Annotated in this window: 12 protein-coding genes; 5 read left to right on the top strand and 7 right to left on the bottom strand. The window is 59.9% G+C overall.

The annotated features are described in order from the left end of the window. Positions 1–10 precede the first annotated feature (10 nt). The 6 genes from BG455_RS15300 to coxB are packed head-to-tail and all read right to left on the bottom strand — an operon-like array spanning position 11 to position 4,265. The gene (locus BG455_RS15300) at positions 11–715 is read right to left on the bottom strand and encodes an SURF1 family protein (protein ID WP_084386489.1); all 705 of its coding nucleotides are present in this window, start codon (positions 713–715) and stop codon (positions 11–13) included. 56 nt (positions 716–771) lie between these two features. Continuing rightward, positions 772–1,575: a cytochrome c oxidase subunit 3 gene (locus BG455_RS15305; protein ID WP_071470860.1), complete on the bottom strand. Its 804-nt coding sequence runs from the start codon at positions 1,573–1,575 to the stop codon at positions 772–774. Positions 1,576–1,615: 40 nt separating this feature from the next. Beyond that, positions 1,616–2,197 carry a cytochrome c oxidase assembly protein gene (locus BG455_RS15310; RefSeq protein WP_071470861.1) on the bottom strand — a complete coding sequence of 194 codons (582 nt, stop codon included), beginning with the start codon at positions 2,195–2,197 and terminating at the stop codon, positions 1,616–1,618. Further along, positions 2,194–2,394 (bottom strand): hypothetical protein, encoded by a 201-nt coding sequence (locus BG455_RS15315; RefSeq protein ID WP_071470862.1) that lies wholly within the window; start codon positions 2,392–2,394, stop codon positions 2,194–2,196. The genes BG455_RS15310 and BG455_RS15315 overlap by 4 nt, the downstream gene beginning before the upstream one ends. Next, the gene (gene cyoE / locus BG455_RS15320; protein ID WP_071470863.1) at positions 2,394–3,368 is read right to left on the bottom strand and encodes a heme o synthase; all 975 of its coding nucleotides are present in this window, start codon (positions 3,366–3,368) and stop codon (positions 2,394–2,396) included. Before cyoE ends, BG455_RS15315 begins: the two co-directional genes overlap by 1 nt. 51 nt (positions 3,369–3,419) lie before the next feature. Further along, the gene (coxB, locus tag BG455_RS15325; protein ID WP_071470864.1) at positions 3,420–4,265 is read right to left on the bottom strand and encodes a cytochrome c oxidase subunit II; all 846 of its coding nucleotides are present in this window, start codon (positions 4,263–4,265) and stop codon (positions 3,420–3,422) included. 255 nt (positions 4,266–4,520) lie between these two features. On the opposite strand from coxB, the gene tldD reads away from it, so the two are divergent. From tldD to BG455_RS15355, 5 genes are all read left to right on the top strand, one after another. Then, positions 4,521–5,942 carry a metalloprotease TldD gene (gene tldD, locus BG455_RS15335; protein WP_071470866.1) on the top strand — a complete coding sequence of 474 codons (1,422 nt, stop codon included), beginning with the start codon at positions 4,521–4,523 and terminating at the stop codon, positions 5,940–5,942. A 96-nt stretch (positions 5,943–6,038) separates the two neighbouring features. Further along, on the top strand, positions 6,039–7,178 hold the full coding sequence (gene dprA / locus BG455_RS15340) for a DNA-processing protein DprA (protein WP_071470867.1): 1,140 nt from the start codon (positions 6,039–6,041) through the stop codon (positions 7,176–7,178). 166 nt (positions 7,179–7,344) lie between these two features. Beyond that, a complete protein-coding gene (gene topA, locus BG455_RS15345; RefSeq protein WP_071470868.1) occupies positions 7,345–9,918 on the top strand; it encodes a type I DNA topoisomerase in 2,574 nt (857 codons plus the stop codon). 82 nt (positions 9,919–10,000) lie between these two features. Then, positions 10,001–10,696: a CoA transferase subunit A gene (locus BG455_RS15350; protein WP_071470869.1), complete on the top strand. Its 696-nt coding sequence runs from the start codon at positions 10,001–10,003 to the stop codon at positions 10,694–10,696. Positions 10,697–10,709: 13 nt separating this feature from the next. Further along, positions 10,710–11,339, top strand: a complete 630-nt coding sequence (locus BG455_RS15355) for a CoA transferase subunit B (RefSeq protein WP_071470870.1) — start codon at positions 10,710–10,712, stop codon at positions 11,337–11,339. An 18-nt stretch (positions 11,340–11,357) separates the two neighbouring features. Here BG455_RS15355 and BG455_RS15360 read toward each other — a convergent pair whose 3' ends face one another. Next, complete coding sequence (locus BG455_RS15360) at positions 11,358–12,164, bottom strand: lytic transglycosylase domain-containing protein (protein WP_071470949.1); 807 nt, start codon at positions 12,162–12,164, stop codon at positions 11,358–11,360. Between the last annotated feature and the right edge of the window lie 51 nt (positions 12,165–12,215).

Below are 12,215 nucleotides of genomic sequence, written 5' to 3' on the forward strand. Positions count from 1 at the left end.
CGCCTGATCCTCAGTCGCGTTGCGCCCTGATACGCCACAGAAAGAAAACTGTCATCCCCACCCATGCAATTGCCATCAAAAACCACTGCACCGCATAGCCCAGATGCGGATCGGGGATGGTAACGTCATAAACAGGGACAGGGGTGATCTCGGGGTGTGCGGGTTGGGCCGCGCGCAAGACAAGATGCAATTCTTCCGTGTTCAGCAGGCCCGCCATTTCGGCCACATCGCGCCCGAACAACAAATTGCGCCCTGCATCATAATCGGGCGTGTGTTGGTTAATGTCGCGCGGCCAATGCAGATTGCCTGCAAGGCGCATAGCCTCGTCGGTTTCGATGGTCAGGCCCGCGCGTGCTGCCTCGGGCAGAAAGCCACGCTCCACCAGAATGCGCCGCCCCTCCTGCGTCTCGAAGGCTTGCACAAGATGGAACCCCGGGCCGGATGCCTTTTGCGCAGACAGCACGAAGACATGCTCTGGCAGGAAACGGCCCTCTACCTCTACCGGCAGGTAGCGGTGTTGGTCGGGGTCGGGCTGTGCGGGCAAGGCCACGGGCGCATCAAAGATGCGCGCCTCCAACTCGGCAATCAGGGCGGCTTTTTGGCCTGCGCGGTCCAGTTGCCACAGGCCCAGCGACACCAGAATGCCGGTGCCAAGCAATCCGAACAACACTGGGGCAATCATCTGGCGCAGCATCTTGTTCCTCTCATGGCTCATATAGAAAGGCGCGCACCCTGCGGTGCGCGCCTTGCAATCTCAAGCGGCGGTGTGGGTTACATGCCCCAGATATAGACCGCAAAGAACAGGAACAACCAAACCACATCGACAAAGTGCCAATACCATGCAGCAGCTTCAAACCCGACATGCCGTTCGGCCGTGAAATGGCCCGCGCGCACACGGAAATAGCACACCGCCAGAAAGATCGTGCCGATGATGACATGCACCCCGTGAAAGCCTGTGGCCATAAAGAAGTTTGCGTAGAATACATCGCCTGCAAAGCTGTAGCCGCGTTCTGTCACCAGATAGATATACTCATACCCTTGCAAAAAGGTGAAGGCTACGCCCAGCAGCACGCCCAGCAACAGCCCGTATTCCACATTCTTGCGGCTGCCATTATGCACCATTTCATGGTGCGCCCATGTCACCGCACAGCCAGACAGCAGCAGCACCAGTGTATTGATGATGGGCAGTTCAAACGCATTCACTGCATAGATCGCTGGCTGCACATATTCGGTGCCCACATAGGTATACATGGGGTACATGGCGTGTTTGAAGAAACTCCAGAACCATGCCGCGAAGAACATGACTTCGGACATGATGAACAGAATGAACCCGTAGCGCAGCCCGATCACCACAACAGGGGTATGGTCGCCCGCATGCGATTCAACGATCACATCCTTCCACCATTCGAACATCACATATAGCACACCTGCAAGCCCGATCAGGAACAGCCACGGGCCGCTGCCATGCATCCACAGCACGGCACCAAACAGCATTACAAAGGCCGATACAGATGCCACAAAAGGCCAGATCGACGGGGGTAGGACGTGGTAGTCGTGGTTCTTTGCGTGCGCCATGAAAGGTGTTCCCTCGGTTTGCTCGGATCTTGGCCCGAGTTCAGTTTGTCATTGCGGGTTCCGGCGCGACATAATCGGCTGGAATATCTGTGGGGTGAAACGTGTAGGACAGCGTGATTGTATGCGTTCCGCCTGCATCGCGGTCGCGCAGAATATCTGGGTCCACGAAATAGGTCACTGGCATCAGCACCGATTCGCCGGGTTGCAGAACCTGCAACTCGAAGCAGAAGCAGTCGATCTTGGTGAAATAGCGACCCGCCTCATAGGGAGAGACATTGTAGCTTGCGGTTCCCGCAATCGGTTCATCGGTCGGGTTATACGCCTCATAAAACGCAAGCCCGACTTCGCCGATCTGAATTTCTGTCACGCGGTCCACGGGTTTGAAGGTCCATGGGAAATCCCGTGCAACCGAGGCGTCAAACCGCACGCGCATGGTCTGGTCCAGCACCACGCCAGAAGATGCGCTGGCGGTGTTTGTTGTCCCGCCATAGCCCGTCACGCGGCAAAACAGATCATATAGCGGCACTGCCGCCCAGCCCATTGCCCCCATGAACAGCACGACACTGACAGTCTGCACTGTTGTTTTCTGAATGCCGGTCAGTTTGGTCCAGGTTGCGATCATCTTTGCTGAAACCTCACATTGTCAGGATCAAGAACAGGGCGATAGGAATGGTCAAACGCCTGTAGCGCATTGCCGCCAGAAACTTTGGCAATGGTCAGCCCAAAAACCAGCGCAATGAAGGCCAGCAGCACAACCGCCAGCCCGATATTGCGCCCGGAGCGGCGTTTGTGCAGGTCGTGTTCGCGGGTAATCGCCATCAGAACACCTCCAGAATTTTGAATTTTGTGGCAAATTCGGCGTATACTGGCAGATGGGCCAACGCCCCCTCTGCCAGAATGGCGACGAAATGCACGAACAGATAGTACAGCGAGAAGCGGAACACGCGTTTTTCAACGCGGTAATTGTCAGCTTCGGCCACTGCTTCGTCCCGCCACCAGATCGCCCATGCGCCGTGCAGGAAGATCAGGTTCAGAACCAAGGCCAGCGCCAGATAAACCGGCCCGCCCATAGAGGTGAAACCCGCCGCCAGCGCAAAGGGCAACAAGGCCGCCGTATAGACAAGTATATGCGTGCGTGTCGCCTTGCGCCCGTGTGTGACGGTCAGCATTGGCACTTTGGCCTTGTGATAATCGCCCTTCATAAACAGCGCCAAGGCCCAGAAATGCGGCGGTGTCCACATGAAGATCAGCATGAACATCAGGCAGGCTTCAAGGCTGATGCTGCCTGTGACCGCGACCCAGCCGATCATGGGCGGGAAGGCACCCGCAGCGCCCCCGATGACGATATTCTGCGGCGTGGCCCTCTTGAGCCACATGGAATAGATCACCGCATAGAAGAAGATCGTGAAGGCCAGCAGGAACGCGGCCAGCGCATTTGTCGCCAGCCACAGCATGATGACCGACAAGCCCGACAGCGCCACACCCAGCGACATGGCTTCTTGCGGGGTGACCTTGCCTGCGGGGATGGGGCGCTTGGCAGTGCGCTTCATCACCGCGTCAATATCGGCATCCCACCACATATTCAGCGCACCCGAGGCCCCTGCCCCAAGCGCGATGAAGATTATGGCGGCCAATCCTTCGATCGGGTGCAGGCTGCCGGGGGCCACCAAAAGCCCGACCAGCGCCGTGAAAACGACCAGTGACATGACGCGCGGTTTGAGCAGCGCGACATAGTCGCGGAACTCTGCGTCGCCGGTCTGGACGAAATCTATATTGGTTCTGATATCGGACATCTGGCGATCCAGTCAGGGTTAGCTTGGCAGGCAAGCTGTGTGTATTGCCGCTTAGTTCGACGCGGCGAGCTGGATACGCTCCATCCACGATGGTGCGCCTGCGAATTCGGCACCCTGACGTTCCAGCCACGCGATATAGTCTTCCTCGCTCACAACCTTGACCGTGATGGGCATATACGCGTGGTTAATCCCGCACAGTTCCGAACACTGGCCAAAATAGATGCCTTCTTCTTCGGCATTGAACCACAATTCGGCCAGACGTCCGGGAACACCATCCTGTTTCACCCCGAAGGCAGGCATCGCCCAAGAATGGATCACGTCACCCGCTGTAACTTGCAGCACAACGTTTTTGCCGACAGGCACCACCATCGCAGTGTCAGTGGCCAGCAAATACAGATCATCTGTGTAGCCGTAATCCGCCAGTTCCTCACGCTCCAGCATGAATTGCGAGAACTGAACACCATGATCGACATATTCATAATCCCAATACCACTGAAGACCCGTCACTTTGATGGTGACATCGGCTTCAGGCATGATCTGCTGGTGGCGCAGCGCGGGAAAGGTGAACAGCGCGATAAACAGCAAGATCAGCGCAGGCACGACCGTCCACGCCACTTCGATCGTGGTGTTGTGCGTGAAGCGCGCAGGCTCTGGGTTGGCGCGGCGGTTGTGGAACACGATGACCCAGATCAGCAGACCCGTCACAAAAATCGTGACCGGCACGATGATCCACATCAGCAGGTTGTCCAGAAACAACACTTCGCGCGCAAGGGCTGTATATGGCGTCTGCAACGCGATGCCATCCGGCACGGGTGCTCCAAGCACAGGCAGTTGCGGCAGCAGGTCATCCGCAGCAGCCTGAAACGCAGTCAGACCAGCCATAGCGGCAGCGGCCATTGACGAAAGGGCTTTTGAAAGTCGCATCTTCGGTTCCCGTTCTTATTACTGCGGCACAAGGCCGCAAATTGCAGCGCAATTCCACCTTTGCCACGGCATGCAATGGAATCCCGTTGAGCTTTGTATTCGTAAAACCATATTAGACGTGACAGAACAAGCAAAACCGATGCGACACATCGCCATTTGTTGATATGGATCAACGACAGGCAAAACGACAGGTGCCGCAGCGCAGCAAACCCAGAGAAGGCCACAGCCATGAGCGACAGTGATTTCCGCCCTTTTGAGACAGCATTCGACAAGGAAGATGCGCTTGAAGTGCTGCGCGCCGCCACGGCAGGTGCGGATGATGGCGAGATTTTTGCCGAAAAACGCGTGTCCGAATCGATCTTGCTGGATGACCAGCGCATCAAATCCGCCAGCTACAACGCGTCAGAAGGGTTTGGCCTGCGTGCCGTGCGCGGCGAGGTGACGGGCTATGCGCATTCTACACATATGAATATCAATGCCTTGCGCCGTGCCGCCGAAACCGCGCGGCTGGCCGTTACCGATGGCGGCGGCAGTCTGGCCGATGCGCCGCAGCGCACAAACCAGCGCCTTTATACAGATGCCGATCCGATTGCGGGCGCGGCCTTCGCCGTCAAGCTGGAGTTGATGCGCGAGGTTGATGAGTTCCTGCGCAGCCTTGACCGGCGCGTTGTGCAAGTGTCCGTCTCGATGGCCGCCGCGATGCAGCATATCGAGATATTGCGCCCCGATGGCCTGCACCTGCGCGACACCCGCCCGATGAGCCGGCTGAACATCTCGGTCATTGCCGAAGACAACGGGCGGCGCGAATCAGGCTCTGCCGGTGGGGGCGGGCGCACAGGGCTGGATGGTGTGATGCAGCGCGACACATGGCAGGGCATGGCCCGCGAGGCGCTGCGAATCGCCTTGGTCAATCTGGAAGCAGAACCGGCACCCGCGGGCGTGATGGATGTGGTGCTTGGCCCCGGTTGGCCCGGCATATTGCTGCACGAGGCTGTGGGCCACGGGCTGGAAGGGGATTTCAACCGCAAGGGCAGTTCTGCCTTTGCGGGGCTTCTGGGCAAGCAGGTCGCGTCAAAAGGCGTGAACGTGCTGGATGATGGCACAATCCCCGACCGGCGCGGGTCAATCAGCATCGATGACGAAGGCACGCCCTCGGCGCGCAATGTGCTGATAGAAGATGGTGTATTGGTGGGCTATATGCAGGACCGTCAGAATGCGCGCCTGATGGGGGTTGCGCCCACAGGCAACGGGCGGCGCGAATCCTACGCGCATGCCCCGATGCCGCGCATGACCAACACCTATATGCTGGGCGGCGAGTCTGCGCCCGAAGATATTGTGGCCGATCTGAAAGACGGAATTTACGCTGTGGGCTTTGGTGGCGGGCAGGTCGATATCACCAATGGCAAGTTCGTATTCTCCTGCACCGAAGCCTACCGCGTGAAGGATGGCAAGGTCCTGGCGCCGGTCAAAGGGGCCACGCTGATAGGGGACGGCGCGACCGCGCTGACAAAAATTCGCGCGCTTGGCAATGACATGGCGCTTGATCCGGGCATGGGCACCTGCGGCAAGGCGGGGCAATGGGTGCCAGTGGGCGTGGGCCAGCCCACCTTGATGATTGGCGGGCTGACAGTGGGCGGCAGCGCGGCCTGAGCGGGCACTGCAAAAACTTTGCGAGCGGTCGGAAAATTTACTTCGTCTTAACTATCATAGGGCAATGTGGGGAAAGAATGAGGCGAGGTTGTTGGAATGGCGAAAGATTTGTTTTCTTCTCACCCACCCTTCACCCCACCCACGACGGAGGAAGACAGGCTATCCTGGCTTCGCCTCATTCGCTCGCCCCGCGTGGGGCCTGCAACCTTTCACCGGCTGATGTCGGAACATGGCTGTGCCACCACCGCGCTTGACGTGCTGCCTTCGCTGGCCAAGGCCGCTGGCGTCGATGGCTACAGCCCGTGCGCGCGCGAAGTGGCGCAAGCCGAGATCGAGCTTGCACGCGCCAAGGGCGCGCGCATGCTATGTCTTGGAACAGACGCCTATCCGCATACACTGGCCAGCATTTCTGACGCGCCGCCGCTATTGTGGTGCATCGGCAAACGCGCGCCCATCCTGCGCCCGATGGTGGCCCTTGTGGGCGCGCGCAATGCCTCCAGCCTTGGCACGCGCATGGCGCGCGCGCTCGCCGAAGGGCTGGGGCATGAAGGGTATACGATTGTTTCGGGCCTTGCGCGCGGGGTCGATGCCGCCGCCCATCATGCCAGCCTGAAGACAGGCACAATCGCTGTCATGGGCGGCGGGGTAGACGTGATCTACCCCACAGAAAACACCGTGCTTGCCGCAGCCATCGCCGATCAGGGCCTGCGCCTGTCCGAACAACCCATGAGCCTGCACCCCCAAGCCCGCCATTTCCCGCCGCGCAACCGAATCATCTCTGGGCTGGCGCTGGCCGTGGTGGTGGTTGAAGCCGCCGAGAAATCGGGCACCCTGATTACCGTGCGCGATGCGCTGGATCAGGGTCGCGAGATTATGGCCGTTCCGGGCCACCCCGTTGACGGGCGCGCAGGCGGCTGCAACCGCCTGATCCGCGAAGGGGCAACCCTTGTGCGCCATGTCGAAGATGTGTTGGAAGTGTTGCGCCGGTTGCAGGCCAAGCAGGGCCAACCACCAGCCCCTGAACCCGACACCACGCCCCCTGCCCCGCAACCCGCCCCCGCGTCGCAAGAGTTGCACCAGCGCATTCTGGACCTGCTAGGCCCCAGCCCTGTTGCCGAAGACCAGCTTATCCGCGACCTCTCGCTATCTGCCGCCACAATTTCCCCCGCGCTTGTGATGATGGAAATGCAAGGGGTGGTGCGCCGTCATCCCGGCGGGCTGGTCAGCCGAAACTAGCCCCGCGCCACCCGAAATACCCCCCGCCTACCCGCGCCAGACCCGCTATGCGCGACGCAGCAATCTGACACCACAGCACTGCCGCGCATTGACATTGGCCCCCACCCTCACACATGTAAGGCCAGTTGAACGGGCTGGGATGGCCCGCATTTACCAGAGGAATTTCATGGCCGTTGTCGTCGTCGAGTCGCCCGCCAAGGCGAAAACCATCAACAAATACCTTGGCCCTGGCTACACTGTTCTGGCCTCTTACGGGCATGTGCGCGACCTGCCGCCCAAGGATGGCTCGGTCGATACAGAACATGATTTCGAGATGTCTTGGGAAGTGGCCAGCGACTCGCGCAAGCACCTCAAGGCGATTTCCGACGCGCTTAAACTTGACAATGAACTGATCCTTGCGACCGACCCCGACCGCGAGGGCGAGGCGATATCGTGGCACCTGACCGAAGCGCTGGCAAAATCGCGCGCGCTGAAAAAGGACACGCCCGTGCGGCGCGTGGTGTTCAACGCGATCACAAAATCCGCTGTCACCGAAGCCATGAAAAACCCGCGCGATGTGGATATGCCGCTGGTGCATGCCTATCTGGCGCGCCGCGCGCTGGATTATCTGGTGGGCTTCAACCTTAGCCCTGTGCTGTGGCGCAAATTGCCCGGCTCGAAATCGGCGGGGCGGGTGCAATCGGTCTGCCTGCGCCTGATTGTCGAGCGCGAGATGGAAATCGAGGCGTTTCGCGCGCAGGAATACTGGACTGTGTCTGCCGCGCTGGGAACCCCGCGTGGGCAGGATTTCACCGCCAAGCTGGTCAGCCTTGCGGGCAAGAAGCTGGATAAATTCGACATCGCCACGTCAGAGGCGGCGGAACTGGCCGTGCAGGCCGTGCGCTCGCGCGATCTGGCGGTTACTTCGGTCGAGGCGAAACCGGCCAGCCGCAACCCCTCTGCCCCGTTCATGACATCGACCTTGCAGCAAGAGGCAAGCCGCAAATTCGGCATGGGTGCCAAGCATTGCATGTCCACCGCGCAGCGCCTGTATGAAGCGGGCCATATCACCTATATGCGGACAGACGGCATCGACATGGCCCCCGAGGCCGTGATGGCCGCGCGCGATGTGATCAAGGACCGCTACGGCGCGGAATATGTGCCAAAATCGCCGCGCATGTATAAAAACAAGGCCAAGAACGCGCAGGAAGCGCATGAATGTATCCGGCCCACAGATATGGCGGTCAGCCCTGACAAGCTGAAGATTTCCGACACCGACCAGCGCAAGCTGTATGACCTGATCTGGAAGCGCACCATTGCAGGCCAGATGGAAGCGGCGCGTCTGGAGCGCACAACCGTCGAGATCGGGTCGAAAGACGGGCAAGTTGGCTTGCGCGCCACAGGTCAGGTTGTGTTGTTTGACGGCTTTCTGAAGGTCTATGAAGAAGGGCGCGATGATGTCATCGATGATGACGACAAGCGCTTGCCGCAAATGGCCGCGGGCGATGCGATGGTCAAACACAACGTCACGCCAGAGCAGCATTTCACCCAGCCACCCCCCCGCTATACCGAGGCCACGCTGGTCAAGCGCATGGAAGAACTCGGCATTGGCCGCCCATCCACCTATGCCAGCATCGTCACCACGATTCAGGATCGCGGCTATGTCACCAAAGACAAGAACCGCCTGATCGCGCAGGACAAGGGGCGCTTGGTCACCATCTTTCTGGTCAATTACTTTGGCCGGTATCTGGAATATGATTTCACAGCAGAGCTGGAAGGCCAGCTTGATGACGTCTCGTCAGGGGATCGGGACTATAAGGATGTGCTGGCCCGCTTCTGGCGCGATTTTTCGGCTGCGATTGCGGAAACATCCGAATTGCGCATCACCGAAGTGCTGGAAAAAATTGACGAGGTGCTGGCCCCGCATCTGTACCCGCCGCGCGAAGATGGCACCGACCCGCGCGCTTGCCCCAAATGCGGCGCAGGGCGGCTGAACCTGAAAACCGCGCGCTCTGGCGGGGCGTTTATCGGCTGCAACAACTACCCCGATTGCCGCTATACCCGCCCGCTTGCCGGCGAAGACGAAGGCAATGCCGAATTGTCGGGCGATGGCAAGTTGCTGGGCCATGACAATGGCGACCCCATCAGCCTGCGCACAGGCCGCTTCGGCCCTTATGTGCAGCGCGGCGAGGCCACCAAGGAAGACCCGAAACCCCCGCGCGCTTCGCTGCCCAAAGGGTGGGAGGTTGACAGCATCGATCTGGACCGCGCGCTTATGCTGTTATCCCTGCCCCGCCCCATCGGCCCCCACCCCGAAGATGGCGAGTTGATCGAGGCAGGCATAGGCCGCTACGGCCCCTTCGTGAAACACGGCAAGAAATACGCCAACCTGCCCGAGGTGGATGAGGTGTTCACAATCGGCATGAATCGCGCGGTCGAAGTGCTGGCTTCCAAGCCCATACGGGGGGGCGCTGCGGCGGCGGAACCGTTGAAAGAGCTGGGCGCGCACCCCGATGGCGGCGATTTGGCGGTTATGAAGGGGCGCTACGGGCCTTATGTGAAATGGGACAAGGTGAATGCGACCCTGCCCAAGGACATGGCACCAGAAGATATAACGCTGGAACAGGCGATTGAGTTGGTGAATGCCAAGGCGGCCACCAAAGGCAAGAAAAAACCGGCAGCGAAGAAACCCGCAGCCAAGAAACCTGCCGCGAAAAAGCCCGCCGCAAAGAAGAAGCCGGCCGCAAAGCCAGCAAAATAACCGCAAGACCGGCCAGAGGTTGACTTCGCTGCAACGCCGCGTCACTTATTTTGCAACCAAGTGACATGAGGGAGTTTTGGCGATGAAAAAGGTCTACGGCTCTGCGACAGAGGCCCTTGACGGGCTTTTGTTCGACGGGATGACGATTGCCGCAGGCGGGTTTGGCCTGTGCGGCATTCCCGAACTGTTGATCGATGCCATCCGCGCGGCAGGCACGAAGGACATTACCATCGCGTCCAACAATTGCGGGGTGGATGATTTTGGCTTGGGCGTGCTGCTGAAGACCCGCCAGATCAAGAAGATGATGTCGTCTTATGTGGGCGAGAATGCCGAATTCATGCGCCAATACCTGTCGGGCGAGTTGGAGCTGGAATTCAACCCCCAAGGCACGCTGGCCGAACGTATGCGCGCAGGCGGCGCGGGCATTGCCGGGTTTTACACCAAAACCGGCGTCGGCACTGTCATTGCCGAAGGCAAGGAATACAAGGAATTCGGCGGCGAGACCTATATTCTGGAACGCGGCATCTTTGCGGATCTGTCCATCGTCAAGGCTTGGAAGGCCGACACCACCGGCAACGCGATTTTTCGCAAGACCGCGCGCAACTTCAACCCGCCTGCGGCGAAATGCGGGAAAATCTGCGTGCTGGAGGTGGAAGAGATCGTGGAACCCGGCACGCTGGACCCGGACAATATCCACCTGCCCGGCATCTATGTGAACCGGCTGATCCAGGGGCAGCACGAGAAACGCATCGAACAGCGCACAGTGCGCACGGCTTGAGGGGGAAAGACATATGGCATGGGACCGCAACCAGATGGCCGCGCGTGCGGCGCAGGAATTGCAAGACGGGATGTATGTGAACCTTGGCATCGGGATTCCGACGCTGGTGGCCAATTACATTCCCGAAGGCGTGCAGGTCACGCTGCAATCGGAAAACGGGATGCTGGGCATTGGCCCTTTCCCGACTGAAAACGAAGTCGACGCAGACCTGATCAACGCAGGCAAACAGACGGTCACGGCCCTGCCGCATACCGCCTATTTCGACAGCGCGGAATCATTCGCAATGATTCGCGGCGGCAAGATCAACATGGCGATCCTTGGCGCGATGGAAGTGGCGGGAAATGGCGACATTGCCAACTGGATGATCCCGGGCAAGCTGGTCAAGGGCATGGGCGGCGCGATGGACCTTGTCGCAGGCGTGGCGCGCGTGATCGTGGTGATGGACCACACCAACAAGGCGGGCGACTCCAAGGTGCTGCAAGCCTGCACCCTGCCCCTGACAGCCCAAGGCGTGGTCAAGCGCATCATCACCAATCTGGGCGTGCTGGATGTGGTCGAGGGCGGCCTGAAGATCGTGGAATGCGCCGAAGGTGTCACCGAAGACGAAATTCGCGCCGCGACTGAGGCAACACTCGTGAACTGAACAGGTCAGGGCGGGCGTTCAGCCCGCCTGCCCGATCTTGAACACGCAGCCATCTGTCGGCAGTTCGGGCACAGTTGCGCATAACCCGCGCGCGACCAGCCACGCGGCCAGCACCTTAGGCACATAATCGCGGGTTTCAGCGAAGGGCGGCACGCCGTTATTGCGCCGCACGGCCCCCTCGCCCGCATTATACCCGGCAAGGGCCAGCACAACGTCATTGTCAAAATGCTTCAGCAGCCAGTCAAGATACTGAATGCCGCCACGAATATTCTGTGCAGTGTCAAAGGCATTTGTTACGCCAAAGCGTTCTGCCGTGGCGGGGATCAACTGCATCAGGCCCTGCGCACCCGCCGAACTGACAGCTTCCGCGCGGCCTGCTGATTCGACCGAAATCACAGCCAATGCCAAAGCGGGCGAAACGCTTGTCCCAACCGAGGCGCGCAAGATATGCGCGCCATGCGCGCTGGCAATGTCTTGCAGGGATTGCATGCGCGGAGCACGCACCGACCGCCCCGCGACAGGAGAGTTCAGCGCGGCCACCGCAGACAGGAAGCGGCCGGATTTATCTTCCAGCTTGGGCGAGACAGATTCCCAGAACCACGCATAGCCCGATGCAGGCGCCTGCCCCTGTGGGGCGCGCGGCACAATGACCGGCGCGACCTTCGGGGCAACGGCCAGCATGCGGGCTTGCTCTTCCGGATCGATCTGCACTGTGATTCGGGGGCCGGACTGGACGGGCGCAACCTGCACCCGCCGGAACGAGAAATCGCCCCGAATCGGGGCGGCGGCAGGGGCCGCGTCTTGGGCCTGCGCTGATTCGGGCACAGCGGCACAGATGCTGAAAATGGCATAACAAAAGATAAATCGGCGCGTGAG

This window comes from Roseinatronobacter thiooxidans (assembly GCF_001870675.1).
Taxonomy (GTDB): domain Bacteria; phylum Pseudomonadota; class Alphaproteobacteria; order Rhodobacterales; family Rhodobacteraceae; genus Roseinatronobacter; species Roseinatronobacter thiooxidans.

Coding starts and splice junctions, on each gene's coding strand:
- BG455_RS15300 (WP_084386489.1), bottom strand. CDS start 715: ATGAGCCATGAGAGGAACAAGATGCTGCGCCAGATGATTGCCCCAGTG.
- BG455_RS15305 (WP_071470860.1), bottom strand. CDS start 1,575: ATGGCGCACGCAAAGAACCACGACTACCACGTCCTACCCCCGTCGATC.
- BG455_RS15310 (WP_071470861.1), bottom strand. CDS start 2,197: ATGATCGCAACCTGGACCAAACTGACCGGCATTCAGAAAACAACAGTG.
- BG455_RS15315 (WP_071470862.1), bottom strand. CDS start 2,394: ATGGCGATTACCCGCGAACACGACCTGCACAAACGCCGCTCCGGGCGC.
- cyoE (WP_071470863.1), bottom strand. CDS start 3,368: ATGTCCGATATCAGAACCAATATAGATTTCGTCCAGACCGGCGACGCA.
- coxB (WP_071470864.1), bottom strand. CDS start 4,265: ATGGCCGCTGCCGCTATGGCTGGTCTGACTGCGTTTCAGGCTGCTGCG.
- tldD (WP_071470866.1), top strand. CDS start 4,521: ATGAGCGACAGTGATTTCCGCCCTTTTGAGACAGCATTCGACAAGGAA.
- dprA (WP_071470867.1), top strand. CDS start 6,039: ATGGCGAAAGATTTGTTTTCTTCTCACCCACCCTTCACCCCACCCACG.
- topA (WP_071470868.1), top strand. CDS start 7,345: ATGGCCGTTGTCGTCGTCGAGTCGCCCGCCAAGGCGAAAACCATCAAC.
- BG455_RS15350 (WP_071470869.1), top strand. CDS start 10,001: ATGAAAAAGGTCTACGGCTCTGCGACAGAGGCCCTTGACGGGCTTTTG.
- BG455_RS15355 (WP_071470870.1), top strand. CDS start 10,710: ATGGCATGGGACCGCAACCAGATGGCCGCGCGTGCGGCGCAGGAATTG.